Origin of the sequence: Victivallis sp., from assembly GCF_048170485.1 — a bacterium.
GTDB lineage: Bacteria > Verrucomicrobiota > Lentisphaeria > Victivallales > Victivallaceae > Victivallis.
Map to the genome: position 1 here is coordinate 1 of NZ_DBEXAY010000006.1, position 17,251 is coordinate 17,251.

Annotated in this window: 16 protein-coding genes and 2 tRNA genes; 2 read left to right on the forward strand and 16 right to left on the reverse strand. The window is 63.5% G+C overall.

Annotated features, from left to right (window positions below; genetic code table 11):
* The first annotated feature begins 34 nt into the window (after positions 1 to 34).
* Positions 35 to 616, forward strand: coding sequence for an HAD family hydrolase (locus ACMLHG_RS00240; RefSeq protein WP_295811773.1), 582 nt, complete (start codon positions 35 to 37; stop codon positions 614 to 616).
* Between the two features lie 22 nt (positions 617 to 638).
* Here the strand turns inward: ACMLHG_RS00240 and aroC are convergent, their stop codons facing one another.
* The 15 genes from aroC to pepF all read right to left on the reverse strand — a co-directional run bounded on the left by aroC (position 639) and on the right by pepF (position 16,829).
* Positions 639 to 1,694, reverse strand: coding sequence for a chorismate synthase (gene aroC, locus ACMLHG_RS00245; RefSeq protein WP_294436838.1), 1,056 nt, complete (start codon positions 1,692 to 1,694; stop codon positions 639 to 641).
* Positions 1,691 to 2,248: a shikimate kinase gene (locus tag ACMLHG_RS00250; RefSeq protein WP_417169146.1), complete on the reverse strand. Its 558-nt coding sequence runs from the start codon at positions 2,246 to 2,248 to the stop codon at positions 1,691 to 1,693. Before ACMLHG_RS00250 ends, aroC begins: the two co-directional genes overlap by 4 nt.
* A 13-nt stretch (positions 2,249 to 2,261) precedes the next feature.
* Positions 2,262 to 3,149, reverse strand: coding sequence for an acetylglutamate kinase (gene argB / locus ACMLHG_RS00255; protein ID WP_417169147.1), 888 nt, complete (start codon positions 3,147 to 3,149; stop codon positions 2,262 to 2,264).
* 124 nt (positions 3,150 to 3,273) lie between these two features.
* Positions 3,274 to 4,251 (reverse strand): FAD:protein FMN transferase, encoded by a 978-nt coding sequence (locus ACMLHG_RS00260; protein WP_294436844.1) that lies wholly within the window; start codon positions 4,249 to 4,251, stop codon positions 3,274 to 3,276.
* A gap of 4 nt (positions 4,252 to 4,255) precedes the next feature.
* Positions 4,256 to 7,381, reverse strand: a complete 3,126-nt coding sequence (gene ileS, locus ACMLHG_RS00265; protein ID WP_417169148.1) for an isoleucine--tRNA ligase — start codon at positions 7,379 to 7,381, stop codon at positions 4,256 to 4,258.
* A 16-nt stretch (positions 7,382 to 7,397) separates the two neighbouring features.
* Positions 7,398 to 9,017 carry a sodium:solute symporter family protein gene (locus ACMLHG_RS00270; RefSeq protein WP_367170089.1) on the reverse strand — a complete coding sequence of 540 codons (1,620 nt, stop codon included), beginning with the start codon at positions 9,015 to 9,017 and terminating at the stop codon, positions 7,398 to 7,400.
* Positions 9,018 to 9,064: 47 nt separating this feature from the next.
* Positions 9,065 to 9,247 carry a symporter small accessory protein gene (locus ACMLHG_RS00275; RefSeq protein WP_295811786.1) on the reverse strand — a complete coding sequence of 61 codons (183 nt, stop codon included), beginning with the start codon at positions 9,245 to 9,247 and terminating at the stop codon, positions 9,065 to 9,067.
* 89 nt (positions 9,248 to 9,336) lie between these two features.
* The gene (locus ACMLHG_RS00280; protein WP_294436853.1) at positions 9,337 to 9,564 is read right to left on the reverse strand and encodes a large ribosomal subunit protein bL28; all 228 of its coding nucleotides are present in this window, start codon (positions 9,562 to 9,564) and stop codon (positions 9,337 to 9,339) included.
* Between the two features lie 73 nt (positions 9,565 to 9,637).
* A tRNA-Lys gene (locus ACMLHG_RS00285) sits at positions 9,638 to 9,713 on the reverse strand.
* A 307-nt stretch (positions 9,714 to 10,020) separates the two neighbouring features.
* The gene (locus ACMLHG_RS00290; RefSeq protein ID WP_295811792.1) at positions 10,021 to 10,782 is read right to left on the reverse strand and encodes a Nif3-like dinuclear metal center hexameric protein; all 762 of its coding nucleotides are present in this window, start codon (positions 10,780 to 10,782) and stop codon (positions 10,021 to 10,023) included.
* On the reverse strand, positions 10,745 to 11,533 hold the full coding sequence (locus ACMLHG_RS00295; protein WP_417169149.1) for a hypothetical protein: 789 nt from the start codon (positions 11,531 to 11,533) through the stop codon (positions 10,745 to 10,747). The genes ACMLHG_RS00290 and ACMLHG_RS00295 overlap by 38 nt, the downstream gene beginning before the upstream one ends.
* Positions 11,458 to 12,639 carry a PSP1 domain-containing protein gene (locus tag ACMLHG_RS00300; RefSeq protein ID WP_417169150.1) on the reverse strand — a complete coding sequence of 394 codons (1,182 nt, stop codon included), beginning with the start codon at positions 12,637 to 12,639 and terminating at the stop codon, positions 11,458 to 11,460. Before ACMLHG_RS00300 ends, ACMLHG_RS00295 begins: the two co-directional genes overlap by 76 nt.
* Before the next feature lie 80 nt (positions 12,640 to 12,719).
* Positions 12,720 to 14,462 carry a hypothetical protein gene (locus ACMLHG_RS00305; protein WP_417169151.1) on the reverse strand — a complete coding sequence of 581 codons (1,743 nt, stop codon included), beginning with the start codon at positions 14,460 to 14,462 and terminating at the stop codon, positions 12,720 to 12,722.
* Between the two features lie 30 nt (positions 14,463 to 14,492).
* Positions 14,493 to 15,029 carry a hypothetical protein gene (locus ACMLHG_RS00310; RefSeq protein WP_294436863.1) on the reverse strand — a complete coding sequence of 179 codons (537 nt, stop codon included), beginning with the start codon at positions 15,027 to 15,029 and terminating at the stop codon, positions 14,493 to 14,495.
* 27 nt (positions 15,030 to 15,056) lie between these two features.
* Entirely contained in the window at positions 15,057 to 16,829 is a 1,773-nt protein-coding gene (gene pepF, locus ACMLHG_RS00315; RefSeq protein ID WP_417169152.1) for an oligoendopeptidase F, read from the reverse strand.
* 176 nt (positions 16,830 to 17,005) lie between these two features.
* On the opposite strand from pepF, the gene ACMLHG_RS00320 reads away from it, so the two are divergent.
* Positions 17,006 to 17,082, forward strand: a tRNA-Ala gene (locus tag ACMLHG_RS00320).
* 34 nt (positions 17,083 to 17,116) lie between these two features.
* Here the strand turns inward: ACMLHG_RS00320 and ACMLHG_RS00325 are convergent.
* Positions 17,117 to 17,239 carry a transposase gene (locus ACMLHG_RS00325; RefSeq protein WP_417169153.1) on the reverse strand — a complete coding sequence of 41 codons (123 nt, stop codon included), beginning with the start codon at positions 17,237 to 17,239 and terminating at the stop codon, positions 17,117 to 17,119.
* Positions 17,240 to 17,251: the final 12 nt, after the last annotated feature.

Below are 17,251 nucleotides of genomic sequence, written 5' to 3' on the forward strand. Positions count from 1 at the left end.
GCTATGATATGGAAAATTTCAACAGGAGCTTTTCATGAAGAAAAAATTTCTGGCGCTGGACATTGGCCAGGTCTGCCTCTCGATCCATCCCGAACGGTGCTTCGCCCGCCTCGGCTTCCGGAGCGCCGCCGAAGTGCCTCCGGAACTGCTGCGGCTCGGCGTCGAGGAGTTCGAATGCGGACGCCTCTCCGACGCGGAATTTCTCGCCGCCGCACGAAACCTGACCGGCACCTCCCTCTCCGATGCGGAACTCGCCGCCGCCCTCGCCGCCATCATCGGGGAACCTCTGCCCGGCATGAATGAACTTGTCGCTTCGCTACCCGCGCGCGGCATCCAGCCGGTCTTCTTCTCCGACACCTCGGCACTGCATCTTGCGGAAGTACGGCGGAAGTTCGCCGCCGCCGCCATGGTTCCGGAAGGGATCTACAGCTTTGAAGTCGGAGCACGCAAACCCGCCCGCGCCATGTTCGAAGCGTTCGAATCCCGGTTCGGCCGCCCCGTTCTCTACGTCGACGACCGCCCGGAACTGATCGCAGGCGCCGCACAGTTCGGCTGGAACGCGCTCCGCTTCACCGGCGCGGAGGCGCTGGAACGCGCCCTCTTCCCCGCCGGCTGATCCGGAACCCGCCGCTTCGCGCTTAGAGCCGTGCGGCCCGGTTGCGCAGCGCCAGATCGGCGAGAACCAGCGCCGTCATCGCTTCGACCACCGGCACCGCACGCGGCACCAGGCAGGGATCGTGACGGCCCAGCACTTCGACTTCGATCGCTTCGCCCGCCTTGTTGATCGTGCGCTGCTTCTTCGCAATCGAGGAGGTCGGCTTCATCGCCGCGCGGAAGGTGATGACGTCGCCGTTCGAAATACCGCCCAGGATGCCGCCGGCGTTGTTGGAACCGAATCCCTCCGGCAGAATCGGGTCGTTGTTCTCACTGCCGCGCCGCCCCGACGCGGCGAAACCGGCGCCGATTTCGATTCCCTTGATTCCGCCGATCGACAGAACGGCGTGCGCGAGCATCGCGTCGAGCTTGTCGAAGACCGGCTCGCCCCAGCCCGCCGGCACGCCGCGCGCTTCGCAGCAGATGATGCCGCCGACGCTGTCGCGCTCGCTCTGCGCGGCACGGATCGCCGCGACCATCTTCTCCGCCGCCACCGGGTCGGGGGAACGCACGATGTTGTTCTCCACCTCGTTCCAGTCGACCGTTTCGGCCCACACGCCGCCGATCATCATCGCGCAGGCGCGGACCGACACCCCCAGCGAAGCGAGAAACATCTTCGCCAGCGCTCCGGCGGCAACCCGCATCGAAGTCTCGCGCCCGGAGGAGCGGCCGCCCCCCCGGTAGTCGCGAATACCATACTTGCGGAAAAAGGTCAGATCCGCGTGGCCGGGGCGGAAAAGTTCCGCCAGTTTCCCGTAATCCTGGCTCCGCTGGTCGTTGTTGCGGATGATCATCCCGATGGGAGTCCCGGTGGAAACCCCCTCAAAGACGCCGGAAAGGATCTCCACCTTGTCCGCCTCGCGGCGCGCAGTGCTCACCCGGGACTGCCCCGGCCGCCGCCGGTCGAGATCACGCTGAATCAGCGCTTCGTCAATCCGGATTCCGGCGGGAACGCCGTCAACCACCACACCGAGCCCCGGCCCGTGCGATTCCCCGAAGGTGGTAACCCGGAAAAGTTCTCCAAAGGTATTGCCGCTCATAGTATATTCCACTCCTGTTCCAATTTTTCCGCCAGCGCCCCGGCCGCCGCCGGAGCGGGAATCTCCCGGTCCACCGGCCAGACCAGATCGGCGTATTTGAGGTAAAACGGTTCGCGTTCCCGGTTCAGTCGGCAGAACTCCGCGAACGGGTCGGCCGCTCCGGCCAGAAACGGCGGCAACCCGTTCCGCAGTACCCGTGCATAGGCAAGCTCCGGCTGAATCGCCAGATAGACCTGGAACCCCAGCGAACGCAACGCCTCCGGCTCGACGAAACGGTTGGCAGGCACACCGCCGCCGAGTGCGACAATCCGCGGCTCAGCCGCCTTTTTCGCCAATGCGCCGATCACCGCCGCTTCGAATTTGCGGAATTTCTCCGCGCCGAACTCCCGGAAGATTTCGCGCGTGGCGAGCTCCCGCCCGCTCTCCGCACGGAAACGCTCCTCCAGCTCCCGGTCGGTGTCGATGAATGTCACTCCGTAGCGACGGGCGAGCAGTGCCCCCAGCGTGCTCTTGCCGCAATGCTTGATTCCGGCAAGCACAATGGATCGCTTCAACCCCATCGCCGGCTCACATCACCGAATCGGGGCGGACGATCTGCGTGCCGACGCCGTGGTCGGTGAAGATCTCCAACAACAGCGTGTGCATGACCCGCCCGTCGATCAGGTGGACCTTGTTGATTCCGGCGTTGAGCGCGTTGACGCAGCTGCGCAGTTTCGGCAGCATGCCGCCGGAGATGATCTTCCGCTGAATCAGCTCATCCATCTCATCGGTGCGGATGGTCGGAATGACCGATGTTTCATCCGTGCAGTCGGCGAGAATTCCCGGAACGTCGCTCAGAAACACCAGCTTGCGCGCGTGAATCGCTTCCGCAATCCGGCAGGCCGCGATATCGGCGTTGATGTTGTAAATCTGCCCGTCCAGCCCGGTGCCGAGCGGCGTCACCACCGGCACGAGTCCGGCTTCGATCGCCTCCATGATCGGCGCGACGTTGACGCCGGTGATCTCGCCGACAAAACCGATATCCTGTTTCTCGCCGGTGATCGGGTCGACCGACACGGTCCGTTCCGCCTTGAGCACCTGTTTCCCGGAAATCCCGATCATCGCGCCGCCGCACTCCTTGCCGAGCCGGACCAGTTCGCGGTTGACCGTGTTGTGCAGCACGTCGTCGACGATCCGGATGGTCCGCTCACAGGTGAAGCGCAACCCGTTGACGAACCGCACCGGAATCTCCTGCCGCCGCAGTTCGGCCGAAATCGCCTTGCCGCCGCCATGCACCACCACCGGACGGATGCCGATCGCCTCGAGCAGCACAATGTCGCGCATCGTGCTGCGGACCAGTTCGGGATCCTCCATCGAACTTCCGCCGAACTTAATTACCACGATGGAGTTGCGGAAACGCTGAATGTAGGGGAGTGCCTCGACCAGCACATTCGCCTTGTTGATCAGATCTTTCATCGGAACATCCTCTCCTTCGCCATATGAAACCGTTTGAATTCTCTCTCTTATAACATGCCCTCCGAACCCGGCTTTTTCAACCGGAACCGCCGGAAAGGCACGCGGAATTTTCCACTTTTCCGGACTACTCGGCGATCACCACCTGCACCCCGGGGAACTCCCGCTCCGCCCGTTCCGCCAGCTCCGGCCGCAGAAAGAGCGTCGTCGAAAGCCAGTCCGCCAGCATCGCCGACGGCGCGATCACCGTCACCGAATTCTCCGCCTGCGTCGGATGACCCGCCACCGGATCCATGATGTGCCCGTAACGTTTCCCGCCGATGGTGACGAAACGTTCGTAGTCGCCGCTGGTCGAAAGCGCCGCGTTGCGCAGCTCGATCACCTCCGGCAGCACCGAATAACGGTCGCGCGGATCGCGGATGCCGACCCGGTAGAACAGCCTCCCCGGCGGCGGCAGCGGCATCAGCCGGAGATTCCCGCCGAGATCGATGATGCCGCGGCGCACACCGCAGTCGACGGCGGCGTCGCAGGCGGCATCCACCGCATACCCTTTGGCAATGCCGCCGAGGTCGAACGCCATCCCCGGCACGGTGAACTTCACCGTCTGATTTTCATCGTCGAAGATCACCTTCTCCAGTCCGACCCGGGCCCGGGCGGCGGCGGTCTCGGCGGCGGTCGGCAGGGCATCTCCCCGCCGCCGGTAGAATCCCCACAGATCCATCAGCGGCTTCGCCGTGATGTCGAACGCGCCACCGCTGAACTCGTACGCCTGCCGCGCCTCGGAGAGCATCAGCCACAGCTCGTCGGAACAGGCGAACGGAGCCGTTGCCGCGCTCCGGTTCAGCCGGGCCAGCTCGCTCTCCGGATTGTAGAGGTTCGCCAGCTCCGTCACCCGGTCGAACGCCGCGCGGGCCGCCTTCGCCGCCGCCGCCGACTGTTCCGGTTCGGCGTAAAAGGTGAAGCCCGCCAGAGTCCCCATGATCGGAAACGCCTGCTGGAACTTCTCCAGCTGCCGTTCGCTTCGGACCTGGTGGATCAGCAGTGCGGCCCCTGCCAGAACCAGCAGGGCCGCCAGAATCAGGCCGTTCCGGGTACGGGAGGTCATCGCGTCACGCTTTCACGACGGCAACCTGGCAGGCGGCGCCGTTGATCTCCAGCTCCTGCATCTCCGCCGTCGGCTCCGCGGAGAGCTCCTCCGCGAGGGTTTCGCCGCAGATGTAGTTGCGATAGTGATCCACGGCGGAACGCCACTCCTCCGGCACCCGGCAGAAAATCCGGATCCGGTCGGTCACTTCGAGCATCAGATCCCGGCGCAGCCCCTGAATGCGGCTCACCAGTTCGCGGGCGAACCCCTCCTCCTCCAGCTCGCGGGTGAGTTCGGTCGCCAGCGCGATGGTGACGCCGCCTTCGCTCGCGGCCACCAGCCCCGGCTTCTCCTCGCGCCGGATGACCAGATCCGCGGCGCTGATCTCCGCCGTGCTTCCGTCCGGCAGGGTGATCGTCTGCGGTTTGCCGGAAAGAATTTCACCGATCTCCCGCCCGGAGAAGGCCTCGATTTTCGCCGCGGCCGCCTTCATGTTTTTGCCGAGCCGGCTGCCCAGCGCCTTGAAGTTCGCCTTGCAGCTCCGGTGGACCAGCGCCTCTTCGTCGTCGCTGAATTCGACGTTCTTGACGTTCAGCTCCTCGGCGATGATCGATGCGGTCGCCTCCAGCATCTGCCGCGCCTCCGGACTGCCGGGAACCAGCACCGCGCGAAGCAGCGGCTGGCGCACTTTCAGATTGTGCGCGGTGCGCAGGAACCGCCCCGAAGAGACCGCGCTCATCGTCAGCGCCATCTGCCGCTCGAGGAACTCGTCGCGGCAGTCGTCCGGCACCGGGTAGTCGCAGAGGTGGACCGATTCCGGCATCGACGGCGTCCGCAGCGCCCGGTAGATCGCTTCGGTGGTGAAGGGGATGAACGGCGCCGCCGTCTTCGCAAAGACCAGCAGCACATAGTGCAGCGTCGCGTACGCCTCCTGCTTGTCGCGGTCGTCGCTCGACTTCCAGAAACGGCGGCGGCTCCGGCGGATGTACCAGTTGGTCAGGTCGTCGATGAACCGGCTGAACCGGTTCGCCGCCTTTTGCAGATTGTAGGCGTCAAGCTCGGTGCGCACCTCCTCGACCATCTGCGAAGCGGAGCTCAGAATCCAGCGGTCGAGCACGTTCGACGGGTGCGCCGGCGGCCGGACCTCCCCTTCGCCCGGATTGTAGTGGTCCACGCTCGCGTAGGTCGTGAAGAAGGAGAGCGCGTTCCACATCGGGATCATGATGCCGCGCAGGATCTCCTTGACCCCCGTTTCGGAGAACTTGAGATCCTCGGCGCGCACCACCTGGCTGCCGAGCATGAAGAGCCGCAGCGCGTCGGCGCCGTAGCGGTCGATCACCACCATCGGGTCGGGGTAGTTCCGCAGCCGCTTGGACATCTTCTGCCCGTTCTCGGCCAGCACCAGCCCGTTGACCACCACGTTGCGGAACGGCGGCTGGTCGAAGAGCGCCGTCGCCAGCACCACCAGCGTATAGAACCATCCACGGGTCTGGTCGAGCCCCTCGGCGATGAAGTCCGCCGGGAAATTTTCCTCGAAATGCTGTTTGTTCTCAAACGGATAGTGCTGCTGAGCGTACGGCATCGAACCGGATTCAAACCAGCAGTCGAACACCTCCGGCACCCGCCGCAGCGGCGACTTGCCGGTCGGCGACGGAATTTCGATCTTATCCATGAAGTGCTTGTGCAGGTCGTCGATCTTCTTGCCGGTGAGCTTCTCCAGCTCGGCGGCACTGCCGACCACGATCACTTCGCCCTCGGCGTTGCGCCAGATCGGCAGCGGGGTCCCCCAGTAGCGGTTGCGGCTGATCGCCCAGTCGCGGGCGTTCTCCAGCCACTTGCCGAACCGGCCGTCGCGCAGGTGCGCCGGAACCCAGTTGATCTGCTGATTGTTCCGGATCATCTTATCCTTGATCGCCTCGACCTTGACGAACCAGGTCGAGATCGCCCGGTAGATCAGCGGACCGTCGTCGCGCCAGCAGTGCGGATAACTGTGCTTAATCTGGCCGCGGTGGATGAGTTTTCCCTCCGCTTTCAGCCGGTCGATGATCTCCTTGTCGGTCGATTTGACCGGGCGCCCCTGATAGTCGGGCACCTCGGCGGTGAAGCGGCACTCCTCGTCGATCGGGCAGACTTCGGGAAGTCCCGCCGCCTTGCAGACCGCGTTGTCGTCCTCACCGAAGCCCGGCGCGGTGTGGACGATTCCGGTACCATCCTCGGTGCTGACGAAGGAGCCGGCCAGCACCTGGAACGCCCCCTTCGCGGCCAGGTCGGCGAAGTAGGGGAAGAGCGGCTCATAGCGGCGGCCGACCAGTTCGGAACCCTTGCCGCGCCAGAGGATCTCCGGCTTCTCCTTGTAGTAGACGCCGACCCGCGCCTCGGCCAGAATGTAATGGTCGTCGCCGTCCCGGACTTCGACGTAATCGATATCGGGGCCGACGGTCAGCGCGAGGTTCGAGGGGAGCGTCCACGGCGTGGTCGTCCAGGCCAGGAAGTAGGTGTTCTCCCGGTCCGCCACCCGGAAGCGGATGGTGATCGCCGGATCCACCACCTCGCGGTAGCCCTGATTCGCCTCGAAGTTCGACAGCGGCGTCGCGCAACGCGGGCAGTAGGGCAGAATTTTATACCCCTCGTAGACCAGTCCCTGATCCCAGAGGTTCTTGAAGACCCACCAGATCGACTCCATGAAACTGCGGTCCATCGTGCGGTAACCGTTGCGGAAATCCACCCAGCGGCCCATCCGCCCGACCACCTTCTCCCACTCGGCGGTGTAGCGCAGCACGATCGAACGGCACGCCTCGTTGAACTTGTCGATGCCGTACGCCTCGATGTCCCGCTTGCTGGAGAGATTGAGCTGTTTCTCCATCTCGTTCTCGACCGGCAGCCCGTGGCAGTCCCAGCCGAAGCGCCGCTCGACGTACTTGCCGCGCATCGTCTGGTAGCGCGGCACCACATCCTTGATGGTTCCGGCGAGCAGGTGGCCGTAGTGCGGCAGCCCGGTGGCGAACGGCGGGCCGTCGTAGAAGACGAATTCATCGCCGCCGCGGCGCTGTTCGAGCGATTTGTGAAAAATTTCCGACTCCTGCCAGAATTTGAGGATTTCGCACTCCAGCTTCGGGAAGTCGACCTGATTGGAAACTGCCTGAAATTCCATGATCTCCACCGGTTTGCTATGATTGAACTGATTTGAAACAACGTTTGAGGTGCTCCTTCGGGAGCGGACGGGTGAAACAACTCACCACGAACAACACCGCCAGCGAAAGCGGCAGTGAATAGACGAAAGTATCCACATACGGCCACGGAAACGACGAAATGAGCTCCGTCCGGCCGAAGAGCAGTTCACAGACTCCGAGCGCCGCCGACTCCTTGCGGTGGAGGAAGAAGAGCCCGAAAAGACTCGCCCCCACCCCGGTCGCCATGCTCGCCCAGACCCCCGCCCGGGTCGCGCCGCGCCAGTAGAGCGCCGCCCAGTAGGCCGGCAGGAACGCCGCCGCGCAGACGCCGAAGAAGATCGCCGTGCCGCGGGCGATGATGCCGGGCGGCAGAACCACGCCGAGGATCACACTCACCACGATGCCGAACACCACCCCCAGCCGGGTGATGAGCGTGCTGTCACGACGGACCCCCGCCAGGTTGCGGAAGAGGTCGTGCCCGATCGCAGAACCGGTCACGTGGAAGAGCGAACTCAACGTCGACATCGCCGCCGACAGCAGTGTCAGCGAAAAGATGTAGAGAATCACCGGCGGCAGCGCCTCGCGGATGAAGAGCGGGATGATGAGGTCGGGATTCCCCCCGGCCGCTTCGATGGCGAGCTTGCCGCCGATCCCTTCGGCGATCCCCCGGTCGGTGTAGTAGAAGAAGACGTTGGAGAGCGCTCCGACCATGTAGGCCGACCCCACCGTCAGCAGGATGAAGACCGAGCCGATCAGCACCGCCCGGTTGAGTTCCCGGCTGCTCTGCACCGTCATGAAGCGGACCGCCAGCTGCGGCTGCGCCAGCGCGCCGATGCCGACGCCGAGCATCAGACTCGACACCAGAGTCCACCACCAGATCGAGTTGAAGCGGGGCATCGCGGTCCAGCCGACGTGGCCGAGCTGCGCCTCCTGCGGCAGCCGCTCCGCCACCAGCGGGGCCATGTCGGTCAGCGCTTGATGAGCGCTCACCACGCCGCCGAGCTTCCAGTAACACATCACCAGCAGAGAGACCATTCCGACGATCATGATCGTGCCCATCATCGCGTCGACGTACATCACGCCCTTGAGGCCGCCGAAGACGACGTAGACCGCGACCACCGCGGCGAAGACGCCGAGCGCCCAGCCGTAGTCGATCTGCATCACCTCCTCGAGAAAGCGCGCCCCGCCGATCAGCACGACGCTCGAATAGAGCGGCATGAAGAGGAAGATGACCAGGGCGAGAAACACCTTGAGGCCGCGCGAATCGAAACGGTTCCCCATGAATTCCGGGAAGGTGTGCGCATCCAGCGCCAGCCCCATGCAGCGGGTGCGCCGCCCGAAGAAGATGAATGCGACGACGATGCCGATGGCGATGTTCATGAACACCAGCCACATCAGCCCCATGCCGAACTGCCCGGCGATGCCGCCGAATCCGACCAGTGCCGAGGTGCTGATGAAGGCGGCCCCGTAGCTCATCGCCATGACGAAAGGATGGGCCGAACGCCCGGCGAGCAGATAGTCGCCGCTGTTCTTCGTCCGGCGGAAACCGCGGTAGCCGAGATAGCCGATGAAGAGCATGTAAACGGCAATCAGCGCGCCGAGGATCAGCGTGTTCATGCCGCCGGTTCCGGCGGAGGCCGCCGCAAGGAAAGGAAGAAACTGACTCATTTTTGCGGCTGCCCTCTCCGATGGCGGCGCCGTCTGCGGCGGCGTTTCGGCCGTTCCGGAGCGAGATCATCCGGGCCGCCGGAATTCCAGTTGACGATTCCGTAGACCACCCCGAACAGCGTGACGGCGACGCAGAGAATCAGCGCCGCCGCGGTGGATGCGTCTCCCAGCCCCAACATAGAACAGCTCCGCTCTTCGTTAAAAACACAAAAAGCGGACGAGAAATCACTCGTCCGCCTTTTTCTGATACAACTTCACAGAATGCGGATTACGCCTTGGTGAAGTTGCCGGTACGGATGCAGCGAACGCACATCTTGACGGTGCGGACCGTGCCGCCGTCGACAATCTTGACGTTCTGGAGATTCGCCTCGAAGGTCCGTTTGACGTTCTTCACAACGTGCATACCGATTCCGCCGGCCTTTTTCGCCAGACCCTTGCGGGTGATGCAGCCGCCATGGGCCTTGCCCTTGCCGCACATTTCGCAAAACTTGCTCATCTTGTTCCTCGCTTCTTCCGCCGGAATCCGGCCCGGAGAATATTTTTATGTTGCTTTAAAAGTATCGTAAAAATGGTGGGTTGACCGGGGCTCGAACCCGGGACCACCGCCTTAAAAGGGCGATGCTCTACCGACTGAGCTATCAACCCACCGGATCAATTACCGATGACAACAGATTATTAACATAACCTGTTTTTGAGCTTTTGCAAACTTTTCTCCAAATTTTTTTCAAGAAAAAACAGATAGTTCGGAAATCCTACAAATTTTTTCCCGAAATCACTTGACTTTGGCCGCCGACGGTATATAGTGAATACCAGAAAGCAGGTCAGTCTCGGAACAAGTTACGCATCGGGTTCTCTTTTGAGCTTATTGTACATCTGTCACGCGAGAGTATAAAGCCTGCTTTCTTTTTTTTGTCTTCTTTCCTTTTTCCGCGCCGTTCATTCCCGGCCCGCCTCAGAGACCGGTCGGGAAATCCAGGAAGGTGAGCTCGAGCGGGAACTTCCCTCCGACGTGCCGCATCAGCGCCTGCGGGCCGACGGTCTCCGTCGCATAATGACCGAATGCAAGCACCTTCACCCCGAGCTCCCGGGCGCAGTGAAACATGACGTGCGTGAGCTCCCCGGTGATGAGCAGATCCGCTCCGGCAGAAGCCGCCTGCTCCAGCGCGTCCATGCCGCCGCCTCCGGAGACCACGGCGATCCGCGACACCGTCGACTCCGGCTCGCCGCAGATCTGCGCCGCCGTCTTCAGTTCCCGCTCCAGCCGCGCGGCGATCTCCGGCAGCGGACGCGGCGACGGCAGGTCTCCGATCCGGCCGATCTTCACCCCGTCGTAGAGACAGTAGGGCTCGGTTTCAATCAACCCGGCGAGCCGGGAGAGCTCCGCATTGTTGCCGAACACCGGGTTGGCGTCCAGCGGCAGATGCGCGGCGTAGAGGCTGATTCCGGCGTTGAACAGAGTCCGGAGCCGACGGGCGGTGACCCCGGTGAAACGGCGCGGCTCCGCCCCCCAGCTCAACCCATGGTGGACGAAGAGAAAATCAACCCCCTTCTCCGCCGCCAGTTCGAAGGTCGCCAGACAGGCGTCCACGGCGAATGCCGCGCGCCGCACTTCGGCGGAACCCTCCACCTGAAGGCCGTTGTTGGAGTGATCCTGGCGGAACGCCTCCAGATTGAGTTCACGATCCAGAAATTGGGTCAGTTCGACAAGTTTCATCGGTGGTTCCTCCCGGTTCCGATTGCATAAAACGACGGCGGATGATCGCCCAGCGCAACTCCTCCCCCGCCCGGCGATCGACAAATTTCTCAAAATCCTCTTGCGCGGCAAGCTCCCCCAGTTGCCGGAGCTCCTCCCGCGTACAGCGGAACAGCACCGGGCCGGGACGCGCCACGCCGAATTGAATCAGCTTCCGCGCCGCACGGGTGACCAGTTGCCGCGACACCATGTTCCGCAGCAGCAGAAACGCCGGATAGGCCAGCGCCACCGGCCAGAACGGCCAGACCGGCAGCCGCGGCAGCCAGAAGGTCTGCGCAAACTGGGCGCACAACAGCAGCAGCGCCGGCACAATAAAACAGATCGCGTCGCGCTCCCGGATGAAACAGTTCCCGAGGTAGCGGCGCAGCCGGCTCGGACTGGTCTGGTAGGCGAAGTGCTCCTCCAGCGTGATCTCATGCAGACTCTGCCGCATCGAATGGCAGAGTTCGTGGGCAAGCAGTTCGCGGCGGTTGTAGAAGAGCCACCGCTCCCGGGTGCGGAATGCGCCGCGAATCAGAAAAATCGACAGCGGCAGCTCGGTGTCGGCGATCAGACAGCCCCCCCAGAGCAGCCCGACATCCCGCGAAAGAAAGAATCCCGGCACATGGCGCACCTGAAAATCGTAGAGCCGGCCGGTCACCTCTCCGGCCTCGTCAATGATCTCCGCCGGAATCCGGTCGGAGGCGCGCACCCGGATTCCATCGAATACCACCAGCTCCCCCTTTTCGGCAAGCTCGGTTTCGAACGCCCGGTGGGCATCCAGAATCGCCTCCACCCGCGCGAGAAATTCCGCGGGCGTCTCCCCCTCCCCGGGCAGGAACCCGGCGGCGTCGAGCGCACAGTATCGATCGAGACCGGGGAACTCCAGACTCTTTCCGCCGCCCCGGTGCCGCCGCCGGCCCCCTCCTTCGGCGCCGGCACAGCATCCCCGCCGCGGCGCGGCGACTGCCCGGAGCCGTTCCGACGGCCGCCGTCACGGTTCCGCCGGGAACCGCCGCCGTTGCCACCACCGCCGGGACGCCGTTCCGACGGCACCACGGTGATCTCATCCTTCAAAAACTGCACCACATTGCCGCTTTCGAGCGTGACCGACACCTTGCGGGTGAGCAGATTGTGGTCGCTGATCCGGCCGCGCCCCTGGGGAGTGTCGCACCATTCGCCGCGGCGCGGCATCCCCTTTTCCAGCTCCTGATACCCTTCGTGTTCGTATTTCAGACAGCACTTCAACCGGCCGCAGACACCGGAGATGGTCGCCGGGGTCAGCGAAAGATCCTGCTCCTTGGCCATCTTGACGTTGATCGAATTGAACTCCTTCAGGAAACGGGAGCAGCAGAGCTGCTGGCCGCAGACGGCGATGCCCCCGTGAATTCCGGTTTCGTCGCGCACGCCGATCTGGCGCAGTTCAATCCGGGTGCAGAGCGCCCGCGAAAGCTCCTTGACCAGTTCGCGGAAGTCCACCCGCCCGTCGGCGCTGAACTGAATCGTCACCAGTTTGCCGTCCAGCGAATAGTGGGCGTTCAACAGTTTCATCTCCAGCCCGAGACTGCTGACGAACCGGTGCGCCGTCTGCATCGCGGAACGCGCCTTGGCGTCGTTCTCATTGGCGGTGGCCAGATCGGCGGTCTCCGCCTTCCGGATCGCCGTCGGCAGTTCGCCGGGATTCTCCGGCGGCGCCACCTCCCGGCGGATCTCCCCCAGATCGATGTAGAAATCGCGCCGGAACACGCACAGATCGTGCGCCTGGAGCCCCAGCTCCTCGGCCGCTTTGACTATCAAGGTACTGCCGTTGTCCAGCCGAACGGCGAAAATCTGATCCATATCGCTCCGGAATCCTCTCTGTCATGCCCTCCTGCGGGGCTGTTTTTCTTGCTTGTTTCCAATATAGCAGTAAGATACGTTTATTGCAAACGGACTTTGCCGATGAAGAGTTCGAGAAATCCGCTCACCGGCGCCTGGAACCGTTCCGGCGGCGCCGTCAGCGGCATCGACGCAAGCAGGCGGCGCAGCGCCTCATCGCTCAGATTCCGGAAGCGCGGCGACAGCACCAGCACCGCTTCGCGAACGCCGTGCCGCGCCAGAAGCGCCGGGAGCTCCGCCGCCGAAGCGTCGTCCTTGACGAAAAGCCACCGCTTTTCAAAGAAGAGCTGCGGCGTCTGTTCCGGCAGAAAGAACAGGTCCGAAATCACCACCTCCGGCTTCATCGCCCGCAGAGTTCCGGTCAGGCGCGCCGTCTCCTCCGTCACTCCGGCGAGCGCCCGCAGGCCGAAGAGTTCAATGGCGAGCGAAAACCCCAGCGCCAGCGCCGGCACCAGCAGGAAACGCCGGCCGCTCCGCACCGCCCGCCCGGGGCCTTCCGCCGCGAGCAACTGCTGAATTTCCGCATTGCGCTGCTTGCGCCACCCCTCGAAACTCAGCAGCAACAGCACCGGCATCACGCAGAGAAAGTGGCGCGGCCCCCAGATGATGCCGATGTCGCTCCGGGTCAGCAGCGGCGGCGTCAGCAGAAGATAGACCACCGCCAGCGCCGCGAGCAGCCGCGAGGAGCGTTCCGCACCCAGAAGCAGCGGCCGCCAGTTCAGCAGAAACCCCGCCATCAGCGGCGTGCCGGTGAAGAGCCCCACCGTCACCCCCGCCGCCATCGCCGGAGCCGGATTGCGCCAGAGCATCACCACGAGCACCAGCCACGCCGCCGAAGAGAGCGCAAACGCGCCGTGCTTGAAGTTCCGCCAGGCGCCGAAGCCGGGCGCGGCCCCCGCCGCCGCCATCAACAGCATCGGAGAAAACAGCACCGGATAGTACCAGCGGAACTCCGGCGCCCCCGCGTTGAATTGAAACAAATAGAGATAGCATCCTTCGAAGAATCCGGAAAGTTGCTCCCACACCGTCGGCGGAGCGACCCGGTTGTGACTGTAGTAGAGCGCACCGTGCAGACCGAGCACATGCCCGTAACAGTGGTACTGCCAGAACAGCAGCGGGAGCGCGGCGACGAGAAATCCAATTCCGAACCGGAACACGCCGCGCCAGCGCCGCGGTTCGGCGAAGAGCACCCCCGCCCCCAGCGCCGCGGCGAGAAAATACATCTCCTCGCGCAGAATCAGCCCCGCGCCCAGCACCAGCCCCGCGAGGAACAGCTTCCGCCGCACCGCGAGCATCACTGCCGTCAGCGCGAAAAGCACGTTCGGCGCCATCTCCCAGAAGGTGCCGCCGTAGAAGAGCAACGGCGTCCCCGCAAGCAGGATCAGCCCCGCCGCCATCCGTCGCCGCCAGGCGCCGAAGAGCAGCGCCGCCGCCATCGCGCCGAGCGCCGGGAGCACCAGCACGCCGCGCTCTCCGAAGAGCCGGTAGAACGGCAGTGACAGTGCCGGGAAGTACTCCGGATAGATCGAACGCATCGCGCCGTCGAACCGCCGGAAGTGGAATCCGCCGTCCGGAAAGAATTTCCCCTCCGGATCGAGCTCCGCCGCCGGAGCGGCAATCGCCGTCGAACCGTGTTCGGCGAGACTGCGCATGATGATGTATTTGTTGCCGTTGTCGGTGATCCAGCCCGCGCCCGCCGGCAGCAGGAGCGCCGGAAGCGCCGCCAGAAGCACGATGGCGACGCACCAGAGCACCGTCGCACGGCTCCGCACTCTCTTCCGCATCCGGGACCTCCTTTTTGGCGGCACACCCGGTCACAGCCGGATGCCGAGCTCCTCAAGTTTCTCGATCGCGACGGTGCACGAAATGCGGAAGGTCCACTTGAGCGCTTCAAAAAGCGGCAGGATCGGGTCGACGCCGCTCCGCTGACCGGCGTCGGCGCCGTCGTGATACCAGGACCAGTAGGCCCGCGCGCAGTCGGCCGGCAGTTCGAGCTTCTTGAAGCATCCGGTCAGCCGGTCGTCGGCGCAGATCGGCACCTTGCCGTCGAACATGCCGAGCATTTCGAATTTGTTCGGCTGGCGGTTGACCATGTTGGTGACCGCCTCCGCCGCCCGGGCGAAGACGAAGGTGAAGAGCGAGGAGATCTCGTCGGAGGTGAGCTCCTCCCCGCCGGTCCGGCGCCGGTCGGCCAGCCTGCGGAACATCGCCAGAAACAGCTCCTTCTCCGCCTCCGCCAGAACCGGGTCCGCCACCAGCGGTCCCTTGAGATAGCCATGCTCCTTCGCCGCATTGATCACCGAGAGCGCCGCGGCCTGCGCCGGGAGGGAACGGGAAAATTCCTTTGCCATGAATCGTTTTCTCTCCTCTTCCGAATTTCAGCGGCCCAGTTCGCGGCGGAGCTGCCCCACCGTCGAACGGAAGTAACCGAGCGCCGCCTCGACCGGAGCCGGCGTGGAGAGATCCACCCCCGCATCCTTCATGATGTCGAGCACATCCTTCGAATCGCCCGCCTTGAGGAAGCCGAAGTAGGCTTCGCGTCCGGCCGGGTCGCCCGAAGCGAGGCGCTCCGCGAGCTGAATCGCCGCCGACATGCCGGTGGCGTACTTGTAGACGTAGAAATTGTAGTAGAAGTGGGGAATCCGCGCCCACTCCACCGCGATCAGCGGATCGGCATCGACCTCCGGCCCGTAGTAGAGGGCGTTGAGTTCGGCGTACTTCTCATTGAGCAGATCGGCGGAGAGCGGAATCCCCTGTTCAACCAGTTCATGCGCCAGCAGTTCGAATTCGGCGAACATCGTCTGGCGGAAGATCGTGCCGCGGATCTCGTCGGCGAGGTGTCCGAGCAGGAACGCCCGGAACTCCCGGTCGGAACTCCGGTCGAGCAGATGCCGGAAGAGCAGCATCTCATTGGTGGTGCTCGCCACCTCCGCAACAAAGATGCTGTACCCGGCGTAATGGTAGGGCTGGGTCGCGTTGGAGTAGAAGCTGTGCATCGAGTGGCCCAGCTCGTGCGCGAGCGTGAAGACGTCGTTCAGCGTCCGATTGTAGTTGAGCAACAGATAGGGATAGCTGTCGTAACAGCCGCTGGAGTAGGCTCCGGAACGTTTCCCGCGGCGCTCCGGCACGTCGATCCAGCGCTGGGAGAAGGCGAGCGAGAGCTTCTCCGCATACTCCCCGCCGAGCGGCGCGAGCGCCTCCCGGACCAGCTTCACCGCCTCGGCGAAATCATACTCCCGGCGGCAGGCGGGCAGCAGCGGATTGTACATATCGAACATGTCGAGCTTGTCGAGATTCATCACCTCGCGCCGCAGTTTCATATAGTCGTAGAAGCCGTCGAGGCCGTTGTGAACGGTCGAAATGAGGCCGCGGTAGACCGATTCCGGCACATTGTCCGGCGCCAGCGCGCGGGCGAGCGCCGAGGGGTAGTGGCGGATCCGGGCACTGACGACGTGGCGTTTCACCGCGCCGTCGAGGGTGGTGGCGAAGGTGTTGCGGAACTTGTGATAGGTGCCGAACATCTTCCGGAACGCCCGGCGGCGGACATCACGGTCGGCCGATTCGAGGAAGCGGCGGTAGCTGCCGTGGGTCAGAGCGGTCATCCGGCCGTCTTCGCCCCGCACGCGGCCGAAGTCGAGGTCGGCGTCGTTGAGGATTTCGAAGGTCTTGTCGGGATATCCGAGCACGTCGCCCAGGGTGCCGAGCAGCCGCTCCTCGGGTTCGGAGAGGGTGTGCGGCTTTTCGCGCAGCAGTTCGACGAGACTGCGGCGGTAGAGGGCGAGTTCGGGCGCATCGAGGAAGGCGTTCATCGTCTCCTCCGGAATGGCCATCACCTCCGGTTCGAACCAGGCGCTGGTGTCGGAGAGCGAGGCGAAGAGCGCCTCGACCCGGTCGACCCGGGCGCGGTTGGTGTTGTCGGCGGTGTTCTCATCGGAGCGGAGGTGGGCGAAGGTGTAGACCTTCTCGCCGAGCCGTTCGAAGTCGTCGAGCGCGGCGATGGCGTCGCGGAGGACTGCGGGGGATTCGGCCAGGCGTCCGCGGAAGGCGAGGAAGGCCTCCGCGAGCGGCCGGATCCGGTTGAAATCCTTCTCCCACGCTTCCGGGGAGGGGTAGAGGACCTCGAGGTCCCAGGTCTGTTTTTCTGAAATCATAGGGAACAACTCCTCATTTCTTATTCCATACATCCTGATTTGATACGATACGATAAAACCGGAAAAATGCAAGCAGAGAAGTGAATTCGGCGAAAAAAAAGCGAAAATCCCGTGATTTTCTGCTGGAATGCGTTTGCATTTCTCTCAAACCGGTGGTACATTTAATTTCATGCGATGGGGCATTAGCTCAGTTGGCTAGAGCATCACACTGGCAGTGTGAGGGTCAGCGGTTCAAATCCGCTATGCTCCACCATTTTTTTTGTCTCATTGACGGTCCTTGCCATAAGTCACACCTCTTTCACGCTCGAAATTTCGGGGAGTTGATAGATTTTCAACTTGAAGTATTCACGATCCCGAAAGCCATACGCCTGTTTGATCAGCCAGCGGATTTTATTATTGAAGCCTTCCATTTTAGCATTGCT

Coding starts and splice junctions, on each gene's coding strand:
- ACMLHG_RS00280 (WP_294436853.1), bottom strand. CDS start 9,564: ATGAGCAAGTTTTGCGAAATGTGCGGCAAGGGCAAGGCCCATGGCGGC.
- aroC (WP_294436838.1), bottom strand. CDS start 1,694: ATGAGCGGCAATACCTTTGGAGAACTTTTCCGGGTTACCACCTTCGGG.
- argB (WP_417169147.1), bottom strand. CDS start 3,149: ATGAAAGATCTGATCAACAAGGCGAATGTGCTGGTCGAGGCACTCCCC.
- ileS (WP_417169148.1), bottom strand. CDS start 7,381: ATGGAATTTCAGGCAGTTTCCAATCAGGTCGACTTCCCGAAGCTGGAG.
- ACMLHG_RS00290 (WP_295811792.1), bottom strand. CDS start 10,782: ATGAAACTTGTCGAACTGACCCAATTTCTGGATCGTGAACTCAATCTG.
- ACMLHG_RS00275 (WP_295811786.1), bottom strand. CDS start 9,247: ATGTTGGGGCTGGGAGACGCATCCACCGCGGCGGCGCTGATTCTCTGC.
- ACMLHG_RS00325 (WP_417169153.1), bottom strand. CDS start 17,239: ATGGAAGGCTTCAATAATAAAATCCGCTGGCTGATCAAACAGGCGTAT.
- ACMLHG_RS00260 (WP_294436844.1), bottom strand. CDS start 4,251: ATGACCTCCCGTACCCGGAACGGCCTGATTCTGGCGGCCCTGCTGGTT.
- pepF (WP_417169152.1), bottom strand. CDS start 16,829: ATGATTTCAGAAAAACAGACCTGGGACCTCGAGGTCCTCTACCCCTCC.
- ACMLHG_RS00270 (WP_367170089.1), bottom strand. CDS start 9,017: ATGAACACGCTGATCCTCGGCGCGCTGATTGCCGTTTACATGCTCTTC.
- ACMLHG_RS00310 (WP_294436863.1), bottom strand. CDS start 15,029: ATGGCAAAGGAATTTTCCCGTTCCCTCCCGGCGCAGGCCGCGGCGCTC.
- ACMLHG_RS00305 (WP_417169151.1), bottom strand. CDS start 14,462: ATGCGGAAGAGAGTGCGGAGCCGTGCGACGGTGCTCTGGTGCGTCGCC.
- ACMLHG_RS00300 (WP_417169150.1), bottom strand. CDS start 12,639: ATGGATCAGATTTTCGCCGTTCGGCTGGACAACGGCAGTACCTTGATA.
- ACMLHG_RS00240 (WP_295811773.1), top strand. CDS start 35: ATGAAGAAAAAATTTCTGGCGCTGGACATTGGCCAGGTCTGCCTCTCG.